At 66.4% G+C, this 26,126-nt stretch carries 27 protein-coding genes and 1 tRNA gene; 8 read left to right on the plus strand and 20 right to left on the minus strand.

Annotated elements, in window-relative coordinates; all coding sequences use genetic code 11:
* Nucleotides 1-27: 27 nt before the first annotated feature.
* Nucleotides 28-1,992: an acyltransferase family protein gene (locus tag AC07OX_RS06665; RefSeq protein ID WP_495260833.1), complete on the plus strand. Its 1,965-nt coding sequence runs from the start codon at nt 28-30 to the stop codon at nt 1,990-1,992.
* A gap of 43 nt (nt 1,993-2,035) precedes the next feature.
* Here AC07OX_RS06665 and AC07OX_RS06670 read toward each other — a convergent pair whose 3' ends face one another.
* From AC07OX_RS06670 to AC07OX_RS06715, 10 genes are all read right to left on the minus strand, one after another.
* Nucleotides 2,036-2,245, minus strand: a complete 210-nt coding sequence (locus AC07OX_RS06670) for a DNA gyrase inhibitor YacG (protein ID WP_062474531.1) — start codon at nt 2,243-2,245, stop codon at nt 2,036-2,038.
* Nucleotides 2,246-2,253: 8 nt separating this feature from the next.
* Nucleotides 2,254-3,009 (minus strand): cell division protein ZapD, encoded by a 756-nt coding sequence (gene zapD / locus AC07OX_RS06675; RefSeq protein WP_070063618.1) that lies wholly within the window; start codon nt 3,007-3,009, stop codon nt 2,254-2,256.
* Nucleotides 3,010-3,045: 36 nt separating this feature from the next.
* Nucleotides 3,046-4,077 (minus strand): alginate O-acetyltransferase AlgX-related protein, encoded by a 1,032-nt coding sequence (locus AC07OX_RS06680; protein ID WP_062474527.1) that lies wholly within the window; start codon nt 4,075-4,077, stop codon nt 3,046-3,048.
* A gap of 6 nt (nt 4,078-4,083) precedes the next feature.
* The gene (locus tag AC07OX_RS06685; protein WP_495260832.1) at nt 4,084-5,577 is read right to left on the minus strand and encodes an MBOAT family O-acyltransferase; all 1,494 of its coding nucleotides are present in this window, start codon (nt 5,575-5,577) and stop codon (nt 4,084-4,086) included.
* A 76-nt stretch (nt 5,578-5,653) separates the two neighbouring features.
* Entirely contained in the window at nt 5,654-6,265 is a 612-nt protein-coding gene (gene coaE / locus AC07OX_RS06690) for a dephospho-CoA kinase (RefSeq protein ID WP_495260831.1), read from the minus strand.
* A gap of 13 nt (nt 6,266-6,278) precedes the next feature.
* A complete protein-coding gene (locus AC07OX_RS06695; protein ID WP_495260830.1) occupies nt 6,279-7,244 on the minus strand; it encodes a prepilin peptidase in 966 nt (321 codons plus the stop codon).
* Nucleotides 7,244-8,473, minus strand: coding sequence for a type II secretion system F family protein (locus AC07OX_RS06700; protein ID WP_495260829.1), 1,230 nt, complete (start codon nt 8,471-8,473; stop codon nt 7,244-7,246). Before AC07OX_RS06700 ends, AC07OX_RS06695 begins: the two co-directional genes overlap by 1 nt.
* Before the next feature lie 26 nt (nt 8,474-8,499).
* Nucleotides 8,500-10,233 carry a type IV-A pilus assembly ATPase PilB gene (gene pilB / locus AC07OX_RS06705; RefSeq protein ID WP_495260828.1) on the minus strand — a complete coding sequence of 578 codons (1,734 nt, stop codon included), beginning with the start codon at nt 10,231-10,233 and terminating at the stop codon, nt 8,500-8,502.
* 115 nt (nt 10,234-10,348) lie between these two features.
* Nucleotides 10,349-10,425 (minus strand) — tRNA-Pro (locus tag AC07OX_RS06710).
* Nucleotides 10,426-10,477: 52 nt separating this feature from the next.
* Entirely contained in the window at nt 10,478-11,470 is a 993-nt protein-coding gene (locus tag AC07OX_RS06715; RefSeq protein ID WP_070063612.1) for a polyprenyl synthetase family protein, read from the minus strand.
* Between the two features lie 182 nt (nt 11,471-11,652).
* Here AC07OX_RS06715 and rplU point away from each other — a divergent pair, with 182 nt between their 5' ends.
* The 4 genes from rplU to proB all read left to right on the plus strand — a co-directional run bounded on the left by rplU (nt 11,653) and on the right by proB (nt 14,606).
* Complete coding sequence (gene rplU, locus AC07OX_RS06720) at nt 11,653-11,964, plus strand: 50S ribosomal protein L21 (protein ID WP_062474515.1); 312 nt, start codon at nt 11,653-11,655, stop codon at nt 11,962-11,964.
* A gap of 12 nt (nt 11,965-11,976) precedes the next feature.
* Nucleotides 11,977-12,237, plus strand: a complete 261-nt coding sequence (gene rpmA / locus AC07OX_RS06725; RefSeq protein WP_013543198.1) for a 50S ribosomal protein L27 — start codon at nt 11,977-11,979, stop codon at nt 12,235-12,237.
* Between the two features lie 72 nt (nt 12,238-12,309).
* Nucleotides 12,310-13,386 (plus strand): Obg family GTPase CgtA, encoded by a 1,077-nt coding sequence (gene cgtA / locus AC07OX_RS06730; RefSeq protein ID WP_307696280.1) that lies wholly within the window; start codon nt 12,310-12,312, stop codon nt 13,384-13,386.
* Nucleotides 13,387-13,466: 80 nt separating this feature from the next.
* Nucleotides 13,467-14,606 (plus strand): glutamate 5-kinase, encoded by a 1,140-nt coding sequence (gene proB / locus AC07OX_RS06735; protein ID WP_062474510.1) that lies wholly within the window; start codon nt 13,467-13,469, stop codon nt 14,604-14,606.
* Between the two features lie 34 nt (nt 14,607-14,640).
* Here the strand turns inward: proB and AC07OX_RS06740 are convergent, their stop codons facing one another.
* Nucleotides 14,641-15,234 carry a CNP1-like family protein gene (locus AC07OX_RS06740; RefSeq protein WP_095949371.1) on the minus strand — a complete coding sequence of 198 codons (594 nt, stop codon included), beginning with the start codon at nt 15,232-15,234 and terminating at the stop codon, nt 14,641-14,643.
* Nucleotides 15,182-15,850 (minus strand): RNA pyrophosphohydrolase, encoded by a 669-nt coding sequence (locus AC07OX_RS06745; protein ID WP_062474507.1) that lies wholly within the window; start codon nt 15,848-15,850, stop codon nt 15,182-15,184. Before AC07OX_RS06745 ends, AC07OX_RS06740 begins: the two co-directional genes overlap by 53 nt.
* A 135-nt stretch (nt 15,851-15,985) precedes the next feature.
* Here AC07OX_RS06745 and AC07OX_RS06750 point away from each other — a divergent pair, with 135 nt between their 5' ends.
* Nucleotides 15,986-17,731, plus strand: coding sequence for a proline--tRNA ligase (locus tag AC07OX_RS06750; RefSeq protein WP_495260827.1), 1,746 nt, complete (start codon nt 15,986-15,988; stop codon nt 17,729-17,731).
* Complete coding sequence (locus AC07OX_RS06755; RefSeq protein ID WP_495260826.1) at nt 17,728-18,390, plus strand: lytic transglycosylase domain-containing protein; 663 nt, start codon at nt 17,728-17,730, stop codon at nt 18,388-18,390. The genes AC07OX_RS06750 and AC07OX_RS06755 overlap by 4 nt, the downstream gene beginning before the upstream one ends.
* A gap of 16 nt (nt 18,391-18,406) precedes the next feature.
* Here AC07OX_RS06755 and paeA read toward each other — a convergent pair whose 3' ends face one another.
* The 5 genes from paeA to hemA form a co-directional block, all read right to left on the minus strand.
* Nucleotides 18,407-19,726 carry a polyamine export protein PaeA gene (paeA, locus tag AC07OX_RS06760; RefSeq protein WP_062474502.1) on the minus strand — a complete coding sequence of 440 codons (1,320 nt, stop codon included), beginning with the start codon at nt 19,724-19,726 and terminating at the stop codon, nt 18,407-18,409.
* A gap of 92 nt (nt 19,727-19,818) precedes the next feature.
* Entirely contained in the window at nt 19,819-20,148 is a 330-nt protein-coding gene (grxD, locus tag AC07OX_RS06765) for a Grx4 family monothiol glutaredoxin (protein ID WP_062474501.1), read from the minus strand.
* Nucleotides 20,149-20,180: 32 nt separating this feature from the next.
* On the minus strand, nt 20,181-21,029 hold the full coding sequence (gene prmC, locus AC07OX_RS06770) for a peptide chain release factor N(5)-glutamine methyltransferase (protein WP_495260825.1): 849 nt from the start codon (nt 21,027-21,029) through the stop codon (nt 20,181-20,183).
* Nucleotides 21,029-22,117, minus strand: a complete 1,089-nt coding sequence (gene prfA / locus AC07OX_RS06775) for a peptide chain release factor 1 (protein WP_492728664.1) — start codon at nt 22,115-22,117, stop codon at nt 21,029-21,031. The genes prmC and prfA overlap by 1 nt, the downstream gene beginning before the upstream one ends.
* 105 nt (nt 22,118-22,222) lie before the next feature.
* Nucleotides 22,223-23,494, minus strand: coding sequence for a glutamyl-tRNA reductase (gene hemA / locus AC07OX_RS06780; protein ID WP_487847834.1), 1,272 nt, complete (start codon nt 23,492-23,494; stop codon nt 22,223-22,225).
* 111 nt (nt 23,495-23,605) lie between these two features.
* Between hemA and AC07OX_RS06785 the strand changes: the two genes are divergently transcribed.
* Complete coding sequence (locus AC07OX_RS06785; RefSeq protein WP_495260824.1) at nt 23,606-23,884, plus strand: hypothetical protein; 279 nt, start codon at nt 23,606-23,608, stop codon at nt 23,882-23,884.
* Nucleotides 23,885-23,891: 7 nt separating this feature from the next.
* Here the strand turns inward: AC07OX_RS06785 and AC07OX_RS06790 are convergent, their stop codons facing one another.
* The 3 genes from AC07OX_RS06790 to AC07OX_RS06800 are packed head-to-tail and all read right to left on the minus strand — an operon-like array spanning nt 23,892 to nt 26,100.
* The gene (locus AC07OX_RS06790; protein WP_495260823.1) at nt 23,892-24,410 is read right to left on the minus strand and encodes a GNAT family N-acetyltransferase; all 519 of its coding nucleotides are present in this window, start codon (nt 24,408-24,410) and stop codon (nt 23,892-23,894) included.
* Nucleotides 24,410-25,204 carry an ABC transporter ATP-binding protein gene (locus tag AC07OX_RS06795; protein ID WP_062474493.1) on the minus strand — a complete coding sequence of 265 codons (795 nt, stop codon included), beginning with the start codon at nt 25,202-25,204 and terminating at the stop codon, nt 24,410-24,412. Before AC07OX_RS06795 ends, AC07OX_RS06790 begins: the two co-directional genes overlap by 1 nt.
* Nucleotides 25,204-26,100, minus strand: a complete 897-nt coding sequence (locus AC07OX_RS06800) for an ABC transporter permease (protein WP_062474491.1) — start codon at nt 26,098-26,100, stop codon at nt 25,204-25,206. Before AC07OX_RS06800 ends, AC07OX_RS06795 begins: the two co-directional genes overlap by 1 nt.
* Nucleotides 26,101-26,126 lie beyond the last annotated feature (26 nt).

Raw genomic sequence — 26,126 nt, forward strand, 5'->3', positions numbered from 1 at the left:
CACGACCGTGGTCCAGAAGTAAGAGATATGCATCCCAAGTACCGTGCCGACATCGACGGCCTGCGCGCCGTGGCCGTGGCCTCGGTCGTCATCTTCCACGCGTTCCCGAAGCTGCTGCCTGGCGGCTTCATCGGCGTCGACATCTTCTTCGTGATCTCGGGCTTCCTGATCACGACGATCATCATGCAGAGCCACGCGGCCGGCGATTTCAGCTACCGCGACTTCTATGCACGGCGCATCCGCCGGATCTTCCCGGCACTGATGCTGATGCTGGCGGGCGTGCTGGCCTTCGGCTGGTACGTGCTGCTCAACAAGGAATTCGTCGAACTGGGCAAGCAGGCGCTGGGCGGCGTGGGCTTCGTGGCCAACTTCGTCTTCTGGAGCGAGGCCGGCTACTTCGACACGGCCGCCGAGACCAAGCCGCTGCTGCACCTGTGGTCGCTGGGCATCGAAGAACAGTTCTACATTTTCTGGCCGCTGCTGCTCGGGCTGGCCTGGCGCCGGCGCTGGCCGATCGTGCGCGTGTTGTGGGTGCTGGCGGTGGTGTCGTTCCTCATCAACGTGACGACGATCCATCCGTTCCGTACGGCGGCCTTCTATTCGCCGGCTTCGCGCTTCTGGGAACTGATGGTGGGCGGCATCCTGGCCTGCATGCGGATGAAGCCGTCGGCGCCCAGCGTCTGGCGCAGCCATGTGCAGTCGGTGCTGGGCGTGGGCCTGATCGTGCTGGGCCTCGTGATGATCCGCAGCGACAAGGCCTTCCCCGGCTGGTGGGCGTTGCTGCCGACGCTGGGCGCGGTGAGCTGCATCGCGGCCGGCCCGACGGGCGTGCTGAACAAGTATTTCCTGTCGAACCGCGCAATGGTGTGGATCGGCCTGATCAGCTATCCGCTGTACCTGTGGCACTGGCCGCTCCTGGTGTACGCGCGGATCGTCAAGGGCGCGGAGCCGTCGGTGGGCACGCGCGTGACGATGGTGGTGACCAGCGTGCTGCTGGCCTGGCTGACCTATCGCTTCATCGAACGGTTCACGCGGGCCCGCCTGGGCGCGGGCATGCTGCGCACGCTCGTGGGCACCGGCGCCTTCGTGGCCGTGGCCGGCGTGGCGGTGCTCAACGGTTTGCCCGCACGCCACAACAGCGAGCTGCTGCAGAAGGTGACCGACGCGACGGTGGACGGCGACTACTACGCCGGCTTTTCCTCGGAGAACTTCGGACCCTACGCGGTGAATCGCATCGGCAACGGCGCCCGCAAGGTGCTGCTGATCGGCGACAGCCACGTCATCGAATACGGCCCCCGCGCCGCGGAGCTGGCACGCCTTGCGCCCGAGCGCATGGCGACCACGTACTTCTTCACCTACGGCGCGTGCCCGGCCATTCCGAACGTCTTCGCCGAACAGAACCCCGGCTGCGGCCCGGCCCGCGACCAGTGGATGGCGATGGCACGCGACCCGCAGATCGACACCGTGCTGATCGGCAGCTGCTGGAACTGCTACTTCACGGGCGACTTCCCGCTGGACTATGTGCTGCGCGCGAACGGCGCGTCGCTCTCCCTGACCCGCGGCGACCGCGCTGGCATCGAGCCCTCGCTGGTGGCGCTGCAGGCGTGGGTGACCGAGCTGGTCAAGCAGAAGAAAAAGGTCTATCTGCTGCTCGACAACGCGCTGGGTGACGACTTCGAACCCCGCCGCATGATCGAGGGCAGCCGGCTGCGCACGCTGTCGGTGGTGGGCAATTCGCCGACCGCGCCCGTGCTCGCCGACCAGGTGAAGCTCAACCAGCGGCTTCTGCAGATCGCGGCCGCCAGCGGCGCGGAGGCGATCGACGTGCTGGGCGCCCTGTGCAAGGACGGCCAGTGCCCGCGGACGATGCCTGACGGTGCGCCGGCCTACAAGGACCACGGCCACCTGCGGCCCGCGTTCACGCGGCAGTTCGCGACCTACCTGGACAAGGTGTTCCTGGAAGAGGGCGTGCAGCCCGCGGCAGCCAACTGACGGCCCCGCAGCCCTGGCTGGGCTGCGGTGGCGTGCAGCCAATCTATTGCTGCAGTTTGGGATCGCCGAAAGGCTCTTCGTCGGGCGGTGTCTCCGCCGGCATCCTGAATTCCTCGGTGGCCCAGGCGCCGAAGTCGATGCCCTTGCAGCGTGCGCTGCAGAACGGCCGGAACGGGTTGCGCTCCGCATAAATGCTGTCGCCGCCGCAGGTCGGGCAGCGGACGATGCGTTCGTCTTCTTTCTTCTTGCTCACACCGGGCCTCACGCGCAGAGGGTCAGTTCGAAGGGGGTGTCTTCCGTGCTCGGGTGCAGGCGGTCGTCGGCCTCGTGCCGCATGAGCCGCACCGAGACCATGAGGCGGTTGCCGCTGATTTCCGGGACCAGGCCCAGCTTGGGATCGATGCGCAGCCGCAGCAGCTGGAAGCTGCGTCCCTGCGGCAGGTTCTGCTGGAACTGCCCGTGGGTGGCGATCACCTTGTAGGGCACGTCGGCGTCGCGCAGCAGCTTGAGCAGCAGGTAGATTGACGAGGCCAGCGGCGACAGCGTGTTCGACCAGCGCTCCAGGTCGGCGCGGCGGCTGGCCGGCGTGCGGTGCTGCCACGCGTAGTAGGCGGGCAGGTCGAACTCGCAGGTGCCGCCCGGAATGCCGGCGCGGCTGCGGATGCTCATGAGCCACTCGTTCTCGGTGAGTGCCTGTCCCGCCTTGCCGGCCACGCCGTTGAGCGCGCTGAAGTTGCGTTCAAGCTGGTCGACCACCTGGTTCAGCACCGTCTCGGCGATGGCCGGATTGCCCCGGTAGCTGTTGAAGACGTTCTTGTGCTTGTCGAGGTCGCGCAGAACGTCGGCCTTGAGGTCGGCGCGCGCCGCCACGTCCATGATCTCGAAGATCGTGACCAGGGCGTAGTGGTGCGAAAGCGGCGATTCCGAGGGCACCAGTTCCCCGAGGCGACGGAACAGATGCTCCAGCCTCAGGTACGTGCGGATGCGCTCGTTGAAGGGGTACTCGTAGAGGATCACGCGTATTTGTCGGTTTCCTGTCGCGGAATCATAACTTCAGGGCGATTTGGAAGGGGGTGTGGGCATCACTTCGCGCACCGCGGCCAGCATGCGCTCGCCGAGTGCGAGCTGTCCGTGCATGGACATGTGCGTGTCGTTCGAGAAGTAGAAGTCGCGGATCTGCGTGTGCTTTTCGCGGGTGAAGGCGTAAAGGTCGGGGCCCAGCTTCGCGTCGCGGAAGCCGCTTTCGAAGTCCTTCGAGAAATCGGGCTTGAGGTAGACCGTGGTCTTGTTGGGCACCACCATCCACAGGAGCGGGATGGTGCTGTGCGCAGCGGTGAAGTTCTTCATTCGCGCCAGCGTGTCGGAGGTCAACGGGCCATTGTCCTCGTCTTCCTGGAAGAAGGGCATCCGGTCGCACTGGCGATGCGAGAAGAATTTGCAACCGTCGGGGACTTTCCTTACCCAGGTGTCACGATCGAAATAGGTGTCTACCGGCGAGTTCTTGGCCTTCCACGTGTGGTAGTAGGTCACGACGCCGGTCATGTACTGCACTTCCCAGTTGGGCGCGAAGGCGGGCACGGTCTCGTCGGGTTCGATGAGGGGCTCGGCCTTGGCGCTGTAGGGGAAGATGGTCTTGCCGTCCTTGCAGCGCTCGCTGTAGCGCATGCGCATGTCCAGCAGGCGCTCCACGCTTTCGATGATGACCAGCTTGCCCTTGAAGCCGGAGTCGTGGACCCACTGGCTGAAGTCGCCGCACAGCGATTCGCCGTACTGGCCCCAGTACGAGGTCGAGACCCGGTAGCCGGCCTTGGCGAGCACGGACTGCCAGCGGTGCGTCATGGAGAAGCTGTCGCCGACGACCATCACGTCCGCCTGTTCGATGGGCGTGCTGGCGAGGTAGACCGGATCGACCTTGGGCGGCGGGTCGCGCCAGCCGAACTCGCGCTCGGACAGGCGTCCGATGCGCGTGAGGTCGCCGTAGGGCACCGGGCTGGTGAGCGAAATGATCCACAGGGCCATCAGGACGAAGTAGCCGAAGAGGAAGAACCGCAGCCAGACTTTCGCGGGCGTCGTGGTCGTCGTCATGTCGAATCAGAATTGGAAATAGAGGAAGGGGCTGTAGCCGCCCAGCTTCGAAACGCACCACGCGAACAGTGCGAAGGTACCGATGGCGAGCACCACGGTCGACAGGCGGGCCATCACCGGGCGGCCGGCCATCGACTTCGGATGGGGAATCCAGCGCTCCAGGGTGATGGTCGGCGGCAGTGTCAGGCAGATGACGATCGCCACCAGCATGAGCTGGAAGAACTCCGGCTTGCGGAACGGCACCTTGCCGAACTCGCTGAACGCCGAGACCGGCGCGCCGTGCAGGCCCAGCATGCCCTTGTAGATGGACATGGCCGTGTTCATGCCGTCGGCGCGGAAGACGATCCAGGCCGCCACCACGCACAGGAAGGTCAGCAGCCAGCCCAGCACGCGCGCGGTGCGCCCCGGGGTGGCGTTGCGGCGGACCTTGGCGTTCCAGAGGTGGTTGACCATCAGGAACGCGCCGTGCATCGCGCCCCAGACCACGAAGGTCCAGGCCGCGCCGTGCCACAGGCCGCCCAGCAGCATCGTGAGGAACAGGTTCAGGTAGCGCCGCGCCGGGCCCTTGCGGTTGCCGCCCAGCGGCACGTAGAGGTAGTCGCGCAGGAAGGTCGACAGCGAGATGTGCCAGCGGCGCCAGAACTCGATGATGTTGGTCGACTTGTAGGGCGAGCGGAAGTTGAGCGGCAGCTGCACGCCCAGGCACATCGAGAGGCCCACGGCCATGTCCGAGTAGCCCGAGAAGTCGAAGTAGATCTGCAGCGTGTAGGCCAGCGCGCCGAACCACGCGGTGTACAGCGTGGGCTCGATGCCCTTGTGAACGCCGTTGAACATCAAGTCGGCGTACTGCCCCATGGGGTCGGCGATCAGCAGTTTCTTGGCGAGGCCGAAGACGAAGATCGTCAGGCCGATGGCGACCTTGTTCGGGTCCATCCGGTAGGTCGCGGGGTTCGCGAACTGCGGCATCATCTGCGCGTGGTGAAGCACCGGGCCCGCGATCAGGTGCGGGAAGTAGGTGACGAACAGCACGTAGTGGATGAAGCTGCGCTCGTGCACCTTGCCCTGCCAGCAGTCGACCAGGAAGGCGATCTGCGTGAAGGTATAGAACGAGATGCCGATCGGCAGCACGATGTGCACCAGATCGATCGGCGTGAGACCCGCGGCGACCAGCCCCGCATCGACGTTTTCCAGGAAGAAGTTGGCGTATTTGAAGACGGCCAGCACGCCCAGGTTGATCACCAGCGAGGCGATCAGCAGCGCCTTGCGCTTGCGGTCGTTGCGCCCCGGCGCGGGCGTCAGCTGCAGGCCGAACCAGTAGTTGACGCAGATGGAACCCAGCAGCAGCGGCAGGGCCTGCACGCTCCACCAACCGTAGAAGAACAGCGAGGCCAGTCCGAGGAAGCCGGCGGCGGCGCGGGCGTTGCGCTTGCCGATCAGGAAGAACCCGATCAGGACCAGCGGGAAATAGACAAAAATGAAGGGATACGAGTTGAAAAGCATCTCGGGGAGGGCACTGCAGGGGCGAGCGCCTTTTTGTCGTAATCGTTATAGAGCCGCCGGGGCGGCTGGTCTCGGATTATCGCGTGGTGGCCGCAGCCCACAGCTTCCAGAGACCCCGCACCTCGGTGCCCAGTTCCGCGAGCGTCAACCACTCGTTGTAAATCACGGCGTCGGCGGCGGCCCGGCGCGCCTTGCGCGGCGCCTGCTGGGCGATCACGGCGCGCACGGCTTCGGGCTCCCATCCCGAGCGGGCGACCACGCGCTGCAGTTGCGTGTCTTCGCGGGCATCGACCACCAGCACGCGGTCCACGAGGGCGCGCCAGCGGCCGGATTCGACCAGCAGGGGGACGTCGAACACGACGACGGCGTCGTCGCCGGCGGCGGCTGCCTGGCGTTGCGTTTCGGTGCCGATCAGCGGATGCAGGATCGCTTCGAGACGGGCCTTGGCGCCCGCGTCGGCGAACACCAGCTGGCGCATGGCGGCCCGGTCGAGGCCGCCGTCGGGCGCGATGACCGAGGCGCCGAATGCGGCCTCGATGGCGGGCATCGCCATGCCGCCGGGCTGTGCGATGCGGCGGGCGATGGCGTCGGTATCGACCAGCACGGCCCCTTCGGCCACCAGCAGCGACGCGACCGTGCTCTTGCCGCTGCCGATGCCGCCGGTCAGGCCGATGCGCTTCACCGCCATGCCGCTGTCGTTCTCAAAGGGCCAGGGCCCCGAAAGGGAAGGCGAAGGGAATCCACTGCTTGACGACGGCGGGACCGGCCATGAGGCAGATCAGGCCGGCGCCGGCCAGGAAGGGGCCGAAGGCGATGGGAATGTCCTTGTGGGCCAGCTTGCCGGCGAAGCGCAGCGTGAGGCCGATCACGGCGCCCACCACCGACGAGACGAGGATGATTGCAATGAGGTAGTCGGCGCCGAGCCAGGCGCCCAGAGCGGCGAGCAGTTTGAAGTCCCCATGTCCCATGCCTTCCTTGCCTGTGGCCAGGCGGTAGGCATGGTACACAAGCCACAGGCTCAGGTAGCCGAACACGGCACCCCAGACCGCGGTGTTCAGGCTGACGCCCGTCCAGCCCATGGCGGCACCGACCAGGCCCAGCCAAAGCAGTGGGTAGTTCAATGCATCGGGCAGGAACTGGGTGTCGAAGTCGATGAGGAACTGGCAGATCAGCATGGCGCCGAAGGCTGCCCAGAGCGCGCCCGTGGGGGTGATGCCGAAGCGGTGTGCACACAGGGCGAACAGCGCGCCCGTGATCAGCTCGACGAGCGGGTAGCGGGGGCTGATCGAGGTCTTGCAGCTGGCACACCGGCCACGCAGCACGAGGTAACTGAGCACGGGGATGTTCTGGTACCAACGGATCTTGTGGCCGCACGCGCCGCAGCGTGAGGCGGGGCGCGTGAGGTCGAAGGGCGGGAGTTTCTCGAGCGCTTCGGCGGCCTTGTCGGCGGCCGCCTCGAGCCCTGCGGGCGGCACGGCCTTCGGACCGAAGACCAGCGACCAGAGCGACGGCATGTCCTTCGACGACATGAGATTGGCGACCGCATCGCTCAGCCAGCCCCGGTACATCATGACCGGGGTGCGGTAGATCACCACGTTGAGGAAACTGCCGATCAATAGCCCCAGCACACCGGCCAATGCGGTGTCGAACCCTTGCGACACCAGCATCAGACGACCTGGCCGAGCTTGAAGATGGGCAGGTACATCGACACAACGATGCCGCCGATGATGGCGCCCAGGAACACGATGATGATGGGCTCCATCAGGCTGGAGAGGCCGGCGACCATGTCGTCGACTTCGGACTCGTAGAAGTCGGCGGCCTTGCCGAGCATGTGATCGATCGAGCCTGATTCCTCGCCGATGGCGGTCATCTGGATCACCATCGAGGGGAACAGATTGACGTTGGTCATGGCCGTCGTCAGGCTGGTGCCGGTCGAGACCTCCTGCTGGATCTTGGCGGTGGCATCGCCGTAGACCGAGTTGCCCGATGCGCCGCCCACGGAGTCGAGCGCCTCCACCAGCGGTACGCCGGCTGCGAACATGGTGGCGAGCGTGCGGGTCCAGCGGGCGATGCAGGATTTCTCTATCAGCGTGCCGAAGATCGGGAGGCGCAGCAGCAGACGGTCCATGAATTTTTGGACGCGTTCGTTGCGTTTCCAGGCCTGCAGGAAGAAGTAAGTCCCGCCGCCGATGACTCCAAAGATCAGCCACCAGTAAGAAACGAAGTACTCGCTGATGGCCATCACAATCAGCGTCGGTGCGGGTAGGTCGGCGCCGAATGAAGTGAACACTTGCTTGAAGGCGGGAATCACGAAGATCATGATGATCGCCACCACAATGAAGGCTACGACGACCACTGAGGTTGGGTACATCAACGCCGACTTGATCTTCGACTTGATCGCTTCGGTTTTCTCCATGTACGTCGCGAGACGATCCAGCAACTCCTCCAGAATACCGGCCGCTTCCCCGGCTTCCACGAGGTTGCAATAGAGATTATCGAAGTACTTCGGAAACTTGCGAAAAGCAGCCGACAGCGAGGTGCCGGTCTCGACGTCGCTGCGGATGTCGTTCAGCAGCTTGGCGACGCTCGGGTTCGCGTTGCCGCGCCCGACGATGTCGAAGGCCTGCAGCAGCGGTACGCCCGCCTTCATCATGGTCGCGAGCTGGCGCGTGAAGATCGCGATGTCCTTGGGCTTGATCGCCTTGCCCGAGCGCATGCGGCGCTTTTTGATCTTGGAGGCCAGCACGCCCTGGCGACGCAAGGCCGCCTGCACCTGGTTCTCCCCGGCGGCGCGAAGCTCGCCGCGCACCAGCTTGCCGTTGCGGTCCTTGCCTTCCCATTCGAAGACGAATTCCTTGTGCGTGACCTGGGAGCGGGAGGATGCCACTGTTGCCATTCGATCTCCGGTGTTCAGTGTGTTCGTTATAGGTTGGTGCAGGCGACGACTTCTTCGAGTGAAGTGAGACCCTGCATGACTTTGCGAAGGCCGGACTGGCGCAGCGAGCGCACGCCTTCGGCTTCGGATTGGTTCGCGATGTCCAGCGCACTGCCGTCGCGCAGGATGATTTCCTGGATGGCTTCCGAAATCGGCATCACCTGGTAGATGCCGACCCGGCCCTTGTAGCCGCCGCTGCAGGCGGCGCAGCCGACCGGGCGGTAGGGCTTCCAGGTGCCGTTGATGTCTTCCTCTTTGAAGCCGGCATCGAGCAGGGCTTCGCGCGGGATGTCGATCGGCGCGCGGCACAGCATGCACAGCCGGCGCGCGAGGCGTTGCGCGGTGATCAGGATCACGCTCGACGCGATGTTGAACGGCGCGATGCCCATGTTGCGCATGCGCGTGAGTGTGGTCGGGGCGTCGTTGGTGTGCAGCGTCGACAGCACCAGGTGACCGGTTTGTGCGGCCTTGATCGAGATATCGGCGGTTTCGAGGTCGCGGATTTCGCCGACCATGATGATGTCGGGATCCTGCCGCAGGAAGGCACGCAGCGCGGCCGCGAAAGTGAGGCCGGCCTTCTCGTTGACGTTGACCTGGTTGACGCCGGGCAGGTTGATTTCCGACGGGTCTTCCGCCGTTGCGATGTTGACGCCCGGCTGATTCAGCAGGTTCAGGCAGGTGTAGAGCGACACGGTCTTGCCCGAGCCCGTGGGGCCGGTCACCAGCACCATGCCGTAGGGGCGGCTGATGGCGTGGAGGAGTCGTTCTTTCTCGTCGGCGTCGTAGCCCAGGGCGTCGATGCCCATGCGCGCGCTGCTCGGGTCCAGGATGCGCACAACGATCTTCTCGCCGAACAGGGTGGGCAGCGTGCTCACGCGGAAGTCGATCACGCGGTCGGGGCCGATCTTGAGCTTCATGCGGCCGTCTTGCGGCACGCGTTTTTCCGAGATGTCGAGCCGCGAAATGACCTTGATGCGCGAGGCCAGCTTGTCCTTGATGACCGTGGGCGGGCTGGCGATTTCGCGCAGCTCGCCGTCGACCCGAAAGCGCACCCGGTAATGATGTTCGTAGGGCTCGAAGTGGATGTCCGAGGCCCGCATGCTCACGGCGTCGAGCAGCATCTTGTGCAGGAAGCGCACCACGGGTGCGTCTTCGACCTCGGCGATGGCCTGTTCGTTGGCGTCGCCCGAGGTGTCGGCCGTGACGTCGTCGAACTCGAACTCGGTGCCGACGATGCTGTTGATCGTTTCCGCAGCGCTGGCTGCGGCGGCTTCGATCATGCGCGAGAGCTTGTCGTACTCCGCGATGACCCAGTCCACGCCCATCTGCGACGCGAACTTGATTTTCTCCGCGGCTTGCTGGTCCGACGGGTCGGCCGTCGCGACGATCAGGCGGTTGTTGCGCTTGCTGAGAACGACGATGCGGTACGCATGGCAGAGCTTCGGATCGAGCAGGTCCTTGGGCAGGCGCTGGTGATCGATGGCATCGAGGTCGAGCAACGGGGCGCCGAAGGCGCTTGAGAGGGTGTGGGCGAGGTCCGCGGCCGAGACGGCACCGGTGCCGGTCAGCTCGGCGATGAAGCTGGTGCGGCCGCTCAGCGACTTCTGATAGATGTCTTCGGCTGTCTTCGCCGCGAGCTTGCCGGCCGACACGAGGGCGCGCGCCAAGCCGGGAAGGGCGATCTGCGTAGTTTCTTTAACGGGAATTTCGGCAGCGGCCATTCAGCGAATGCAAAAGATGTGAAAAAGTGCTTCACGATCATCGCTGAACACGCCTGTGCTGTAAATCGTTACACAGCAACAGGGGCTGACATTAACTGGACCAGTCGAGAAAAACTGGTCGGGGTGAGAGGATTCGAACCTCCGGCCTCTACGTCCCGAACGTAGCGCTCTACCAGGCTAAGCTACACCCCGATTGGTTGCAAGAAAAAGAACTCGTCCTAGATACCAACTCTGTGGAGGTGTTTCAGGCACGTCGCTCAAGCAACTGAGCCGCTAATTGTAGCAAACCTGAAGCGTGCAAATTCGACGGAAGGTCGCGCAATGCATGAATTGCGCGCTCGGCCTCTGCCGCGGCCGCTGCACGCGAGGCTTCCAGTGCGCCCGTTTCGCGAACGATCTCGACGATTTTTCCGAGCTGGGCAGTGTCGCCGGCCTCGATGGCGGCGCGCACCAGCGCGCTCTGTTCGGGGGTGCCGCGCTGCATGGCGAAGATCAGCGGCAAGGTCGTCTTGCCTTCGCGCAGGTCGTCGCCGACGTTCTTTCCGGTTTCCTGGGCGTCGCCCGCGTAGTCGAGTACGTCGTCGATCACTTGAAAGGCGGTGCCCAGTGCTTGTCCGTAAGTGGCGCAGGCTTCTTCGACTTCGGGCGTGGTGCCGGCCAGCACGGCCGCCAACCGGGTGCTCGCCTCGAAGAGCTTGGCGGTCTTGGAGCGGATCACGCGCAGGTACGCCGCTTCGTCCAGAGAGGCGTCGTGCATGTTCATCAGTTGCAGCACTTCGCCTTCCGCGATCACGTTGGTCGCTTCGGCCAGGATCTGCATGATGCGCATGTTGTTTGCATCCAACATCATCTGGAAAGCGCGCGAATACAGGAAGTCGCCCACCAGCACGCTGGCGGGGTTGCCGAAGGATTCGTTGGCGGTGGCGCGGCCCCGGCGCAGGGTCGATTCGTCGACCACGTCGTCATGCAGCAGCGTGGCGGTGTGGATGAACTCCACCACGGCCGCCAAGTTGAAGCGCTGTTCGCCGGTGTAGCCGAGCGCGCCTGCCATGAGCAGCAGCAGCGCCGGCCGCAGCCGCTTGCCGCCGGCCGAGATGATGTATTGCGAAACCTGGCTGACCAGCGGAACGCCGGTGTTCAGGCGTTGGGCGATCACACGGTCGACTTCGACCATGTCGCCGGCAATCAGGTCCAGCACGGTGGCGGTGGGGGAGGTGTCGGCGGCGGGAACTGGCAAAGCGAAGGCGCGGGGCGCTGCGAGGATGAGGGCGGCCCTGGGGGCCGGAACGCGGGAATTATAGGGAGCCGTGCACGATTCCCTGGAGCGTCTCAGCGTCGGGGTGGTGAGTGTTCGCAAACCGCGCTATAATCTTGGGCTCTGCGGAATTCGCTGCGGAGACTCATTTCTAAGAGGTTTACATGTACGCGGTCATAAAAACCGGCGGCAAGCAGTATCGCGTTGCTTCCGGCGAGAAAATTAAAGTAGAACAGATTGCTGCGGACGTAGGCCAGGAAATCGTGATCGACCAGGTTCTGGCTGTCGGAAACGGCGCTGAAATCAAGGTTGGCACGCCCCTGGTGTCCGGCGCAACGGTGACAGTCACGGTGCTGTCGCACGGCCTGCACGACAAGGTTCGCATCTTCAAGATGCGCCGTCGCAAGCACTATCAAAAACGTCAAGGCCATCGCCAGCAGTTCACCGAACTGCAAATCGGCGCGATCGCCGGCTAAGGAGCACATTCCATGGCACAGAAAAAAGGCGGCGGCTCCACGCGAAACGGGCGCGATTCCAAGCCCAAGATGCTCGGCGTGAAGGCCTTCGGCGGCGAACTGATCAGCGCAGGCTCGATCATCGTGCGCCAGCGCGGCACCCAGTTCCACCCCGGCGTGAACGTCGGCGTGGGCAAGGACCACACGCTCTTCGCCCTGGTCGACGGCCACGTGTCGTTCGGTCACAAGGGTGCGCTGAACAAGCACATGGTCAACGTGACGCCCGCGGCCTAAGCCCCGCAGTCACTTCGATCTTTCCGAGGCCCCGCATTGCCGGGGCTTCTTCATTTGTAAACTGGACATCCCATGAAGTTCGTCGACGAAGCCTTCATCGACATCGCCGCGGGCGATGGCGGCAACGGCTGCGTGTCGTTCCGTCATGAGAAGTACAAAGAGTTCGGCGGCCCCAATGGCGGCGACGGCGGCCGTGGCGGCCACGTGTTCGCGGTGGCCGACTCGAACCTCAACACCCTGGTCGATTTCCGCTACTCGCGCCGGCATGAAGCCAAGCGCGGCGAGCACGGCATGGGCTCCGACATGTTCGGCGCCGCGGGCGATGACATCGTGCTCCGGATGCCGGTCGGCACGATCATCACCGACGCCGAAACCGGCGAGGTTCTGTACGAGATGCTGACGGAAGGCGAGGTCGTCACGATCGCCAAGGGCGGTGACGGCGGTTTCGGCAACATGCGCTTCAAGAGCGCGATCAACCGTGCGCCGCGCCAGAAGACGCCCGGCTGGCCCGGCGAGAAGAAGAGCCTCAAGCTCGAGCTCAAGGTGCTGGCCGATGTGGGCCTGCTGGGCATGCCCAACGCGGGCAAGTCGACCCTGATCAGCGCCATCTCGAATGCGCGTCCCCGTATCGCGGACTACCCCTTCACGACACTGCACCCCAACCTGGGTGTGGTGCGCGTAGGTCCGGAGCAAAGCTTCGTGGTCGCCGACCTGCCCGGCCTGATCGAAGGTGCGTCCGAAGGCGCCGGCCTCGGTCACCTGTTCCTGCGGCACTTGCAGCGCACGCGCCTGCTGCTGCACGTGGTCGACATGGCACCGTTCGATGATGCCGTTGACCCGGTCGCCCAGGCCAAGGCCATCGTGGGCGAATTGAAGAAGTACGATGCCGCGCTCTACGACAAGCCGCGCTGGTTGGTGCTGAACAAGCTCGACATGGTGCCTGGCGACGAGCGCGCGGCACTGGTCAAGGACTTCGTCAAGCGGCTGCGCTTCAAGGGCCCGGTCTTCGAGATCTCGGCGCTCACGCGCGAAGGCTGCGAGCACCTGATCAAGGCTGTGTACCAGCAGGTCAAGGCGCAGCAGGTGGCCGAGCACGAAACCGTCGTGGTCGATCCGCGCTTCGTTCCGCTGCCGCCCGAAGAAAACTGAGGGCGTCGCGGCGCCCCCGGTGCTGCAAAATGGATAGCAAGCAGCGCAGGCTGCATTCCTGAAACACGCCTTCTTTCTTCATGACCTCGAATTCCGGTTCCACTGCCTTGCGGGATGCCCGCCGTATCGTCGTCAAGGTGGGCTCCAGCCTCGTGACCAACGAGGGGCGCGGCCTCGACGAAGGTGCCATCGGCGAGTGGTGCCGGCAACTGGCCGAGCTGGTGCGCGACGGACGCGAAGTGGTCATGGTGTCGAGCGGCGCGATCGCCGAGGGCATGAAGCGCCTGGGCTGGAAGACCCGTCCGCACGAAGTGCACGAGCTTCAGGCTGCGGCGGCCGTCGGGCAGATGGGCCTGGCCCAGATGTACGAGACCAAGCTGCGCGAGAACCAGATCGGCAGCGCGCAGGTGCTGCTGACGCATGCCGACCTCGCGGACCGCGAGCGCTACCTCAATGCACGCTCGACCCTGGTCACGCTGCTGCGCCTGGGCGTGGTGCCGGTGATCAACGAGAACGACACGGTGGTCAACGACGAGATCAAGTTCGGCGACAACGACACGCTCGGCGCGCTGGTCGCCAACCTGGTCGAGGCCGATGCGCTGATCATCCTGACCGACCAGAAGGGCCTGTACACGGCCGACCCGCGCAAGGACCCCGACGCGAAATTCGTGCACGAAGCTGCCGCAGGCGATCCGGCGCTCGAAGCCATGGCAGGCGGCGCCGGCTCGAGCATCGGGCGCGGCGGCATGATCACCAAGATCCTCGCGGCCAAGCGCGCGGCGGGCTCCGGTGCTTCCACGGTCATCGCCTGGGGCCGCGAAGCCGACGCGCTGCTGCGGCTCACGCGCGGCGAATCCATCGGCACGCTGCTGGTGGCGCAGACCGCCAAGCACCAGGCACGCAAGCGCTGGATGGCCGATCACCTGCAACTGCGTGGCGCCGTCATCGTCGATGCCGGTGCGGCTGCGAAGGTGCGCGGCGAAGGCAAGAGCCTGTTGCCGATCGGCATGACGGGCGTGTCGGGGGAGTTCTCGCGCGGCGACGTGATCGCGGTGCGCGACGTCGACGGCGTCGAACTGGCCCGTGGGCTGGCCAACTATTCGAGCGTGGAGGCCCGGTTGCTGTGCCGCAAGCCTTCCGCCGAGTTCGAGCGGCTGCTGGGTTACGCGGCCGAGCCGGAGATGGTGCACCGCGACAACATGGTGCTGATGCCCGGTTGATCGCCAAGGCGGGGCGCCATGCCCCGCCGCCGGTTCACGGCAGTTCGCGCAGCGGATTGCGGATGTTCTGCACCATCTCGTTGACCGAGCTGCGCGGCGCGTTGCCCCGGCACAGGCCCTGCGACGCCAGCGCCGGCACGTAGCTGGAGTTCATGTCCCTCACGCGCTTCCACTCGGGCGACTTCGTTTCCTGCCAGGCGCCGTTGTTGTAACGGGCATAGCTCTTCATCTCCGCCGTCGAGCAGCGCACGCCTTCGTAGAACGCATTGACGGCGCCACCGGCCCGGTTCTGCGCCACCACCACGTAGCGCACGATGCCGTCCTTCGTGATGGCGATGGTGTTCGGATCAACGCCGAACTTCAGCGTCATGTAGGGCGGCATCGCGATCGGCAGCAGACGGCTTTCGCTGAAGGCGGGCGGCGGCGGCACCGCAGTTTCTTCCCACTCCTTGTCCTGCTCGGTGCTCTTGGGCGCCGGTGGCATGCCGGCCTGGGCCCAGTCGGGGTTGTCGGTGTCGTAGCCGCGGGAGGCGCAGGCGGCCAGCAGGCTGACGCAGGCGATGACGAGCGCACGCTCAGCGTGGCGTCGGGAAAGAAGAAGGCGCGCTGTTCTTGGGAGGAGGTTCATCGCTCGCAGAAGGAATGTCGGGATGCGGGTCGAAGCTGCCGCCGGGCGGCAGATCGAGGCCCGCGGGCGCTCCATGGTCCAGCGTGTGGCGCTCGAATTCTCGGGCGCGCACGTTGCTGCGCAGGAAGCGGTTGCGGAAATCCTGCCGGGGCAGGTAGCGAGCAAGCTCGGTAAGCGCCATCTCGTAGACGCCGCGCTTGAACTCGACGACCACGTCGAGCGGGACCCAGTAGTCATGCCAGCGCCAGGCGTCGAATTCGGGATGGTCGGTGGCACGCAGGTTGAGATCCCAGTCGTGGCCGACAAGTTGCAGCAGATACCAGATCTGCTTCTGGCCTTTGTAGTGGCCCCGTGCGTCACGGCGGATGAACCGATCCGGCACCTCGTAGCGCAACCAGTCGCGGGTACGGGCCACGATGCGCACATGCTCCGGGTGGAGCCCGACTTCCTCGTGCAGTTCCCGGAACATGGCTTGCTCGGGACTTTCGCCACGGTCGATGCCGCCTTGCGGAAACTGCCAGGAATGCGTGCGTATGCGCTTGCCCCAGAAAACCTGGTTTCTCTGGTTGAGCAGGATGATGCCGACGTTGGGCCTGAAGCCGTCCCGGTCGAGCATAATCAAACCCCAATTTTTGAACTGAGTCGATTATGCATGCCGGGTTGCACTCGGCAAGCGACCGGTTCCGGGCTCTCAGGGTCTCTCCGGGGTGCCTGTCTCCCTCCTCACTTCGAACCCACCTGCGCGATCCCGATGAAAGCTTCCCGATTCTTTGTCTCCACCCTGAAGGAAGCGCCCGCTGACGCCGAGGTCGCGAGCCACCGCCTCATGATGCGGGCCGGCATGATCAAGAAGCTCGGCACGGGCATCTACACGTACATGCCCATGGGCCTGCGCGTGATCCGCAAGGTCGAAGCCATCGTGCGCGAGGAAATGAACCGCGCCGGCGCCGTCGAGCTCACGATGCCCGTGGTGCAGCCGGCCGAGTTCTGGCAGGAGACCGGGCGCTTCGAGAAGATGGGCCCCGAGCTCTTGCGCATCAAGGATCGCCACGACCGCGACTTCGTGATCCAGCCGACCAGCGAAGAGGTGGTGACCGACATCGCGCGCCAGGAAATCCGCAGCTACAAGCAGCTGCCGAAGAATTTCTACCAGATCCAGACCAAGTTCCGCGACGAGCGCCGTCCGCGCTTCGGCCTGATGCGCGGGCGCGAGTTCATCATGAAGGACGCCTACAGCTTCGACCGCGACCTCGACGCGGCCAAGGCCAGCTACCAGGTGATGGCCCAGGCCTACCGCAACATCTTCGACCGCTTCGGCCTGCGCTACCGCGCCGTGGCGGCCGACAGCGGCGCCATCGGCGGCGACCTGAGCGAAGAGTTCCAGGTGATCGCCGCCACCGGCGAAGACGCCATCGTCTACTGCCCCGACAGCACCTACGCCGCCAACATGGAAAAGGCCGAGGCGCTGGCCCCGGCCGGTCCGCGTCCCGCCGCCGCCAACGCGCTCGAGAAGACGCCCACGCCCGGCAAGAGCACTTGCGCCGACGTGGCCGAGCTGCTCGGCGTGCCGTTGGCCACCACGGTCAAGTCGCTGGTGCTGGCCACCGACATCCTCGACGACGCCGGCAACATCAAGGGCGCGCAGATCTGGCTGCTGCTGCTGCGCGGCGACCACGACATGAACGAGATCAAGGTCAGCAAGCTGCCTGGCCTGGACAAGGGCTTCCGCTTCGCCACCACCGCCGAGATCGACGAGCACTTCGGCTGCAAGCCGGGCTACCTCGGCCCGCTGAACCTCAAGAAGCCCGTCAAGCTCGTCGCCGACCGCGAAGCCGCCGTGCTGGCCGACTGGATCACCGGCGCCAACGAGATCGACTTTCACATGACCGGCGTCAACTGGGGCCGCGACCTGCCCGAGCCCGACCTGGTGGCCGACCTGCGCAACGTGGTCGCGGGCGACGCCTCGCCCGACGGCAAGGGCGTGCTGGCCATCGAGCGCGGCATCGAGGTGGGCCACGTCTTCGTGCTCGGCACCAAGTACAGCAAGGACATGAACGCCACCTACCTCGACGAAGGCGGCAAGCCGCAGTTCCTCGAGATGGGCTGCTACGGCATCGGCATCACACGCCTGCCGGCCGCCGCCATCGAACAGAACCACGACGAGCGCGGCATCATCTGGCCCGACGCGCTGGCACCGTTCACGGTGGTGGTCTGCCCGATCGGCATGGACCGCAGCCCCGAGGTCAAGGTCGCGGCCGAAGCGCTCTACGAAGAACTGCTGGCCAAGGGCGTCGACGTGCTGCTCGACGACCGCGGCGAGCGCCCGGGCGCGATGTTCGCCGACTGGGAGCTGATCGGCGTGCCGCACCGCGTGGTCATCTCCGACCGCGGCCTCAAGGAAGGCCAGCTCGAGTACCAGGGCCGGCGCGACACCGCCGCCACCAAGGTGCCCGCCGCCGGCATCGCCGACTTCATCGCCGGCAAGCTCGCGGCATGAGCGTGGCAGGGGGCCTTTCGCGACGCAGCTGCCTGTTAGGTGTGGGCAGCGCTGCGGCAGGCGCCCTGACGGTTCTGTCGCTGCCGCAAACGGCCTGGGCCGGTGCGCAGATCGAAGAGCCGCTGATCGACTCGGTGCGCACCGCGCTGAGTTCGGCCATCCACAACAAGGCGCCGCCGGTGCCGCAGTTCGCCGACACCGAGGCCCGCCTCGCGTACCTGCGGTGGCTCGGCGAGATGAGCGAGCGCCTGCGCAAGAAGGTCGCCGACCCGGCCACGCGCATCGAGTTCCTGCAGACCGTCTGGTACGAGGCCAAGCGCTCGGGGCTCGACGTGAGCCTGGTGCTCGGGCTGATCCAGGTCGAGAGCAACTTCCGCAAGTTCGCCGTGTCGAGTGCGGGCGCGCGCGGCTACATGCAGGTGATGCCCTTCTGGACCCGCGTGATCGGCGACAGCGACTCGGCCAAGCTGTTCCACATGCAGACCAACCTGCGTTTCGGCTGCGTGATCCTGCGCCACTACCTCGACCGCGAGAAGGGCGACCTGTTCATGACGCTGGGCCGCTACAACGGCAGCCGGGGCCGCGCGCCGTACCCGAACGCGGTGTTCGCGAACCAGCGGCTGTGGGCGTACGTCGACCGGGACCGCTCGGCGGCCTGAAGGCAGCCGCGGTTGCTCAGTCGGCGACCACGGCCTTGGCGGTCGCCGAGCCCTTGGTGACCATCACCTGGTCGATGCGGTAGCTGTCGACGTCCATCACCTCGAAGGTGTAGCCGCCCCAGGTCACGCTGTCCGTGCGCTTGGGCACGCGGCGCAGCATCACCATCAGGAAGCCCGCCAGCGTCTCGTATTCCTCGGCGTGCGGCAACTCGTCGATGTGCAGCGCGCGCTGCACGTCCTGGATGGGCGTGATGCCGTCGATCAGCCAGGAGTTTTCGTCGCGCTTCACGATCTGCTCTTCCTCGGGCGTCGAGGTCGACACCAGGTCGCCCATCACCGTGCTCATCACGTCGTTGAGCGTGATCACGCCCACCACCAGGCTGTACTCGTTGACGATGATCGCGAAGTCTTCGTGCGCCTGCTGGAACTGCTCGAGCACCTCGGTGAGCGAGAGCCGGTCGGGAATCACCAGCGCCTTGTGCAGCGTCAGGCCCTGGTCGAAGGCCAGCGGCTGGCCGCTGAGCACGCGCTGGAACATGTCCTTGGCGTCCACGTAGCCCAGCACGTGGTCGATGTCGCCGTCGCACACCGGGTAGGCGGAATAGGGCTCGGCCACGATGCGCGCGCGCAGCACCGACTCGGGGTCGTCGTGCAGGAACCAGGCGATGCTCTCGCGCGCCGTCATCACGCTGCTGACGAGGCGCGTGTCCAGCTCGAACACGTTGGCGATCACCTGCTGCTCGCGCGCCGCCAGCACGCCGGCCTGCGCGCCGGCTTCGGTCATGGCCAGGATGTCGGCCGAGGTGATCTTGTCGTCGCGCGCCATCGGCATGCCCAGCACCTTGAACAGCAGGTCGGTCGCGCGCGTGAAGAACCACACCAGCGGCTTGAAGGCGGTGATCAGCAGCAGCATCGGCCCGACGATGCGCACCGCGAGCCGTTCGGGCGCGCTCATGCCCAGGCGCTTGGGGAACAGGTCGGCGAACACCAGGAACACCGCGATCACGATCACGAACGAGCACAGGAAGGCGATGTTGGCCGCCACCTCCACGCTGAGCCAGTTCTCGAAGAAGCGGGCGAAATAGGGGCTCAGCGAGCCTTCGCCCACCACGCCGCCGAGGATGGCCACGGCGTTCAGGCCGATCTGCACCACGGTGAAGTAATGGCCCGGCTGTTCCTGCACGCGCAGCACCTTTTCAGCGCGCGGGTCGCCCTCGTCGGCCATCTGGCGTAGACGCAGGCGGCGCGAGGCGGCCAGGCAGATTTCGGCGAGGGAGAAGAAGGCGCTCATCGCGATCAGCAGCGCGATGATGAGCAGGCTTTGGGTGAGGGTCATGGCGGCACGTCGTAGACCGCCATGGTGCCATGACTGGCACCGGGTTCGGGTGCGCGCGGGGCGCGGCACCCGTCAAACGGGGAGCGGAAAGCTCAGGCGGACGCGCCGCCGCCGATCACCTGCTGCAGCTCGCCCGACTCGTACATCTCCATCATGATGTCCGAGCCGCCCACGAATTCGCCCTTCACGTAGAGCTGGGGGATGGTGGGCCAGTTGCTGTATTCCTTGATGCCCTGGCGAATGCCGTCGTCTTCGAGCACGTTGACGGTCTTGAGCGTCTTGGTGTCGACGCCCACGGCCTTGAGGATCTGGATGGCGCGGCCCGAGAAACCGCACATCGGGAAGCTGGCGTTGCCCTTCATGAAGAGCACGAGTTCGTTGGACTTGACGAGGTCGTCGATGCGTTGTTGAGCGTCGGACATGGGGACTCCTGAAGAAAAGTGGGCTGGGGGGATTATTTCACCGTGCGCCAGATGCCGCCGGAGCAGCGCGCGATGCCGGCGAGGTCGTCACGGCTTTGCACCTCGGCAAAGCCGCGGGTGGCCAGCAACTGGCGCACGGCCTCGGCCTGGTCGTGGCCGTGCTCCAGCAGCAGCCAGCCGCCTTCGGCCAGGTGGGCGGGCGCGTCGCGCACGATCTGACGGATGTCGTCCAGGCCGTCGGCGCCCGCGACCAGCGCGCGGGTCGGCTCGTGGCGCAGCGCGGGCAGGTGTGGGTCGCCGGCGGCGATGTACGGCGGGTTGCTGGCGATGACCGCGTAGCCGTCGGCGGCGCCGTCGAGCCAGCTCGATTCGGTGAAGCGCACGGGCAGGCCCAGGCGCTGCGCATTGGCCCGGGCGACCGCGAGCGCATCGGCGCTGGCGTCGACCGCGTCGACCTGCGCATCGGGGCGCGCATGCTGCAGCGCCAGCGCGATCGCGCCGCTGCCCGTGCCGAGGTCGAGCACGCGTGGGGCCGTGCGGCCATCGAGGCAGGCCAGGGCCCACTCGACCAGCGTTTCGGTGTCGGGGCGCGGCACCAGCACGCGGGCATCGACCTGCAGCTGCAGGCCGTGGAATTCCTTCTCGCCCAGCAGGTAGGCGACCGGCTCGCCCGCCGTGCGGCGCGACAGCTGGCGCGCGAACGCGGGCCAGGCTTCGCCGGGAAACGGGTCGGTGTCGTGCGCGAGCAGCCAGGCGCGGTCGTCCACGGGGCGGCCCAGCGCATGCAGCAGCAGCAGCTGGGCGTCCAGGCGATCGATGCCCAGGGCCACGGCCGCGGCCAGCGCCTGCGCTACGGTGGACGGTGCGGTGGTGTCGGTCATCACGCGGGCAGGCTCGATTCGAGTTCGGCCAGCTGCTCGGCCTCGCGCGCGGCCCGCAGCGCCTCGAGCACGTCGCCCAGGTCGCCTTCCATGATGGCCAGCAGCTTGTAGAGCGTGAGGTTGATGCGGTGGTCGGTGAGCCGGCCCTGCGGGAAGTTGTAGGTGCGGATGCGGTCCGAGCGGTCGCCGCTGCCGATCAGGCCCTTGCGCATGGCGGCGTCCTTGGCGGCGCGCTCGCTGCGTTCCTTCTCCTGGATGCGCGCCGACAGCACCTGCAGCGCCTTGGCCTTGTTGCGGTGTTGGCTGCGGTCGTCCTGGCACTCGGCCACGATGCCGGTCGGGATGTGCGTGATGCGCACGGCCGAATCGGTCTTGTTGATGTGCTGGCCGCCGGCGCCGCTGGCGCGGTAGGTGTCGATGCGCAGGTCGGCCGGGTTGATCTGCACCGCCACGGTCTCGTCGGGCTCGGCCAGCACGGCGACCGTGCAGGCGCTGGTGTGGATGCGGCCTTGCGTCTCGGTGGCCGGCACGCGCTGCACGCGGTGGCCGCCCGATTCGAAGCGCAGGTGGCCGAACACGTCGTCGCCGACGATGCGGATCACCACTTCCTTGTAGCCCCCGAGCTCGCTCTCGCTTTCGCTCACCACCTCGCAGCGCCAGCCGGCGCGCTCGCAGTAGCGCGTGTACATGCGCAGCAGGTCGCCCGCGAACAGCGCCGATTCGTCGCCGCCCGTGCCGGCGCGGATTTCCATGAAGGCGTTGCGCGCATCGTCGGGGTCTTTGGGCAGCAGCAGGCGCTGCAGCTCGTCTTCGAGCTGCACCAACTCGGCCTCGGCGCCGGCGATTTCTTCCCTGGCCATCTCGGCCATGTCGGGGTCGTCGAGCATTTCCTTCGCGCCCGCGATGTCGGCCTCGCGCTGCTTGAAGCGCTCGTAGCGGCCGGCGATCTGCGTGACCTCGGCGTGCTCGCGCGAGATGGTGCGGTACTGCGCCATGTCGCTCATGATGTCTTCGCGCGAGAGCAGGAAGTCGAGCTCGCCCAGGCGTTGGGCGTAGCGTTCGAGTTGGTGGCGCAGAAAGGATTTCACGACGGAAGGGGCTCGAAAAAGGGGGAGAGGAACGCCGCAGTGCAGCGGCAGGGCGCATGAAAAGCGCGGCCCGCGCGGCGGGCGAGCCATCGACGCGCGTCGTCGCTAACGCTCTTTGCGCAGGAACAGGCGCGACAGCGTCTGCGCCGTCTGTTCGCGCGAGGCGGCATCGCCCGCGTGCAGCTCGGCCATGGCGCCGTGCATCATCTTCTGCGTGAGGCCGCGCGACATGGCTTCGAGCACGACATCAATCGATTCGCCCTTGGCGAGCAGCTTGCGCGCACGGGCCATCTCGGCGGCACGCCATTCGTCGGCCTGCGCGTTGAGCTGCTGGATCAGCGGCACGGTGCCGCGCTGGCCCAGCCAGTGCATGAAGCTCTGCACGCCGGCGTCGATGATGACCTCGGCCTGCGCCACGGCGGCCTGGCGGTTGGCCTGGCCCTGCTGCACGACCTGGGCGAGGTCGTCCACGGTGTACAGGTAGATGTCTTCGAGGGCCTTCACCTCGGGTTCGATGTCGCGCGGCACGGCCAGGTCGACCATGAACATCGGGCGGTGCTTGCGCGCCTTGAGCGCGCGCTCCACGGCGCCCAGGCCGATGATCGGCAGCGTGCTGGCGGTGCAGCTGATGACGATGTCGAACTCGGCCAGCCGGGCCGGCAGGTCGGCCAGCCGCATGGCTTCGCCGCCGAAGCGCGAAGCGAGCTTTTCGCCGCGCTCCAGCGTGCGGTTGGCGATGGCGATGGCCTTGGGCTCCTTGGCCGCGAAGTGCGTGGCCGCGAGGTCGATCATTTCGCCCGCGCCGACGAACAGCACGCGGGTCTTGCGCAGGTCTTCGAACAGCTGGCCGGCCAGGCGCACGGCGGCGGCGGCCATGCTGATCGAATGGGCGCCGATCTCGGTGGCGGTGCGCACTTCTTTCGCGACCGCGAACGAGCGCTGGAACAGCTGGTTGAGCGTGCTGCCGAGCGCGCCGGCGGTTTCGGCCGCGCGCACGGCGTCTTTCATCTGGCCGAGGATCTGAGCCTCGCCGAGCACCATGGAGTCGAGCCCGCTGGCCACGCGGAAGGCATGGCGCGCGGCTTCGTCGTCGTGCAGGGTGTAGGCGTGCGAGCGCAGCAGGGCGGGGGCCACGCCGCCGCTCTGGGCCAGCCAGCCGAAGGTGTGGTCGAGCGCGATGTGCTCGGAGGCGCAGTAAATCTCGGTGCGGTTGCAGGTCGAGATGATCGCGGCCTCGACCTGCGGGTGGCTGCTGCTGCCAAAAGAACTGCGCAGGCTGTGCAGCGTCGGGGCGATCTGGTCGAGCGCGAACGCGAAACGACCGCGCAGATCGAGCGGCGCGGTCGTGTGGTTCAAGCCGAGAGCCCAGACTGACATGTCCATGATTATAAAATCAGCAGCCGGGCGAGGTTTGCCGAGGGGCAAATGGCTTTCCCTATGACAGCCATATGCGCCGCCACATGGCCTTGCGCTCACTCACAGCCCCTCATGGACCTGCTGGACCTCGTCAATCACCTGCTTAATTTTGCGGCACCGGCGGCCTTCATCGCCTTGGTGCTGGTGGCGGTCGGGCGCTTTCTTGGCGGTCCGCGCACCGGCATTCCGCGCTGGTGGAAGCAATGGGCGATCACCTTCGGGGCCGGCCTGCTGACCTCGCTGGCCGGCCTGATCCTCACGGGACGCGACGGCTCGATGGCCACCTATGCCGCACTGGCGGTGGTCTGCGGCACCGTGCAGTGGCTTGCGATGCGCGGCTGGGGCCGCTGAGCCGGCCTCAGTCCAGCCGGCGGGCCATGTAGACCGAGTGCCCGGGGTAGGTCGCCAGCCGGGCCTGCTGCAGGTCATCGGCCGGCAGCGTGGCCGCATAACCCTGGCGCTCCCAGAACCCGACCGAAGCCTGCACCGACACCAGCGTCGAATGCTGCCAGCCCGCGCGCAGCGCGTGCGCCCAGGCATGGCGCACGAGGCGCGGCCCCAGGCCCAGCCCCGAGGCCTCAGGGTGCACGGCCAGGTCGTGCAGGTACAGCGCGTCGGCGTCGGGCGCCACCTCGAAGTCGCCGTGCAACGGTGTGAGCTTGCCGCGCTGCGAGGGGTACGCCGCCAGGTAGGCCCGCACGGCACCGCCGTGCTCGGCCACCCAGCCGGTGTGCGGCGAGGCCGCCAGCCGCCGCGCGATGAGCACGCCGTCCTCCACGAACCCCGCGCCGTAGCAGGCGAGCTGGATCGCCAGCACGGCTTCGAGGTCGTCCGCGCGCATGTCGCGCACGAGGAGAAGGGAAGGCACCGCGTCCATCAGGCCAGCAGCAGCTTGTCGTCGTCCAGCTTCTCGCCGCGCGTCTGCTCGAACATGCGCAGCAGGTCGGGCACGTCCAGGCCCGCGCGCTGGTCGCCGGCCACGTCGAGGATCACCTGGCCTTCGTGCAGCATCACGGTGCGCGTGCCGTAGTCCAGCGCCTGGCGCATGCTGTGCGTGACCATCATCGCGGTGAGCTGGCTGCCTTCGACGATCTTGGCCGTCAGCTCCAGCACGAAGGCGGCGGTCTTCGGGTCGAGCGCGGCCGTGTGCTCGTCGAGCAGCAGGATGCGCGAGGGCCGCAGCGAGGCCATCAGCAGGCTCACGGCCTGGCGCTGGCCGCCCGAGAGCAGGCCGATGCGGTCGGCCAGGCGGTTTTCCAGGCCCAGCTTCAGGATCGACAGTTTTTCGCGGAACAGCTCGCGCAGGTTGCGGTTGAGCGAGAAGCCGAAGCCCCTGCGCTCGCCGCGCTTCCACGCCAACGCCATGTTCTCCTCGATGGTCAACGCCTCGCAGGTGCCGGCCATCGGGTCCTGGAACACGCGGGCCACCATGCCCGAGCGCTGCCAGGCGTTCAGGCGCGTCACGTCCTTGCCGTCGATGTCGATGCGGCCCTTGTCGACCATCAGGTCGCCGCTGATCGCATTGAGGAACGTCGACTTGCCCGCGCCGTTGGAGCCGATCACGGTGACGAACTGGCCGGTCGGAATGTCCAGGCTCAGGCCGCGCAGCACGCGGTTCTCGATCGGCGTGCCCGGGTTGAAGGTGATTTCGAGTTGTTGGGCGCGCAGCATCAGTTCTTCCCCTTGAAGAGTCCGCCCAGCTTGCGCTTGTAGGCGGGCACCAGCAGCGCGAACGCCACCAGCACGGCGGTGACCAGGTTCAGGTCCTGCGCCTGCAGGCCCATGAAGTCGGTGTTCAGCGCCATCGCGATGAAGAAGCGGTACAGCAGCGCGCCCAGCACGCAGGCCAGCGTGGTGATGACCATGCTGCGCGCGGGCAGCAGGGTCTCGCCGATGATCACGGCGGCCAGGCCGATCACGATCGTGCCCACGCCCATCGAGATGTCGGCCGTGCCCTGGCTCTGCGCGAACAGCGCACCGGCCAGCGCCACCAGCGCATTGGACAGCGCCAGGCCCGCCATGGTCTGGAAGTCGGTCGAGATGCCCTGGGCCCGCGCCATGCGCGCGTTGCCGCCGGTGGCGCGCATCGCCAGGCCCGCTTCGGAGGCAAAGAACAGGTCGACGACGATCTTCGCGGCGATCACGATGATCAGCAGCAGCAGCGGCTTGGCCCACTGCTCGGGCATGCCGCCGAAGCTGACCATGCTGAACACCGTGGGTTCGGTGATGAGCGCCACGTTGGGCTTGCCCATCACGCGCAGGTTGATGGAGTACAGCGCGATCATCACCAGGATGCTCGCGAGCAGCTGCATGATCTTCAGCTTGACGTTGAGCCAGGCCGTGAGCCAGCCCGAGGCGGCACCGGCCACGCAGGCCACGGCCGTGGCGGCGGCGGGGTTCCAGCCCGCGACGATCAGCGTCGCGGCCACGGCGGCGCCCAGCGGAAAGCTGCCGTCCACCGTGAGGTCGGGAAAGTTGATGATGCGAAACGACATGAAGACGCCCAGCGCGACCAGTCCGAAAATCAGACCGATCTCGATGGCGCCCAGCGAAGCAATGAGGGACATGGGGGCTTCCGGCGGGAGCGCAGTCG

This window comes from Variovorax sp. GW821-FHT09D07 (assembly GCF_059416345.1).

Bases quoted from the DNA above. Each gene is read 5' to 3' on its own strand.
- AC07OX_RS06665 (WP_495260833.1), top strand. From the start codon at position 28: ATGCATCCCAAGTACCGTGCCGACATCGACGGCCTGCGCGCCGTGGCC.
- AC07OX_RS06680 (WP_062474527.1), bottom strand. From the start codon at position 4,077: ATGACGACGACCACGACGCCCGCGAAAGTCTGGCTGCGGTTCTTCCTC.
- AC07OX_RS06685 (WP_495260832.1), bottom strand. From the start codon at position 5,577: ATGCTTTTCAACTCGTATCCCTTCATTTTTGTCTATTTCCCGCTGGTC.
- coaE (WP_495260831.1), bottom strand. From the start codon at position 6,265: ATGGCGGTGAAGCGCATCGGCCTGACCGGCGGCATCGGCAGCGGCAAG.
- AC07OX_RS06695 (WP_495260830.1), bottom strand. From the start codon at position 7,244: ATGCTGGTGTCGCAAGGGTTCGACACCGCATTGGCCGGTGTGCTGGGG.
- AC07OX_RS06700 (WP_495260829.1), bottom strand. From the start codon at position 8,473: ATGGCAACAGTGGCATCCTCCCGCTCCCAGGTCACGCACAAGGAATTC.
- pilB (WP_495260828.1), bottom strand. From the start codon at position 10,233: ATGGCCGCTGCCGAAATTCCCGTTAAAGAAACTACGCAGATCGCCCTT.
- rplU (WP_062474515.1), top strand. From the start codon at position 11,653: ATGTACGCGGTCATAAAAACCGGCGGCAAGCAGTATCGCGTTGCTTCC.
- rpmA (WP_013543198.1), top strand. From the start codon at position 11,977: ATGGCACAGAAAAAAGGCGGCGGCTCCACGCGAAACGGGCGCGATTCC.
- cgtA (WP_307696280.1), top strand. From the start codon at position 12,310: ATGAAGTTCGTCGACGAAGCCTTCATCGACATCGCCGCGGGCGATGGC.
- proB (WP_062474510.1), top strand. From the start codon at position 13,467: ATGACCTCGAATTCCGGTTCCACTGCCTTGCGGGATGCCCGCCGTATC.
- AC07OX_RS06740 (WP_095949371.1), bottom strand. From the start codon at position 15,234: ATGAACCTCCTCCCAAGAACAGCGCGCCTTCTTCTTTCCCGACGCCAC.
- AC07OX_RS06745 (WP_062474507.1), bottom strand. From the start codon at position 15,850: ATGCTCGACCGGGACGGCTTCAGGCCCAACGTCGGCATCATCCTGCTC.
- AC07OX_RS06750 (WP_495260827.1), top strand. From the start codon at position 15,986: ATGAAAGCTTCCCGATTCTTTGTCTCCACCCTGAAGGAAGCGCCCGCT.
- AC07OX_RS06755 (WP_495260826.1), top strand. From the start codon at position 17,728: ATGAGCGTGGCAGGGGGCCTTTCGCGACGCAGCTGCCTGTTAGGTGTG.
- paeA (WP_062474502.1), bottom strand. From the start codon at position 19,726: ATGACCCTCACCCAAAGCCTGCTCATCATCGCGCTGCTGATCGCGATG.
- grxD (WP_062474501.1), bottom strand. From the start codon at position 20,148: ATGTCCGACGCTCAACAACGCATCGACGACCTCGTCAAGTCCAACGAA.
- prmC (WP_495260825.1), bottom strand. From the start codon at position 21,029: ATGACCGACACCACCGCACCGTCCACCGTAGCGCAGGCGCTGGCCGCG.
- hemA (WP_487847834.1), bottom strand. From the start codon at position 23,494: ATGTCAGTCTGGGCTCTCGGCTTGAACCACACGACCGCGCCGCTCGAT.
- AC07OX_RS06785 (WP_495260824.1), top strand. From the start codon at position 23,606: ATGGACCTGCTGGACCTCGTCAATCACCTGCTTAATTTTGCGGCACCG.
- AC07OX_RS06790 (WP_495260823.1), bottom strand. From the start codon at position 24,410: ATGGACGCGGTGCCTTCCCTTCTCCTCGTGCGCGACATGCGCGCGGAC.
- AC07OX_RS06795 (WP_062474493.1), bottom strand. From the start codon at position 25,204: ATGCTGCGCGCCCAACAACTCGAAATCACCTTCAACCCGGGCACGCCG.
- AC07OX_RS06800 (WP_062474491.1), bottom strand. From the start codon at position 26,100: ATGTCCCTCATTGCTTCGCTGGGCGCCATCGAGATCGGTCTGATTTTC.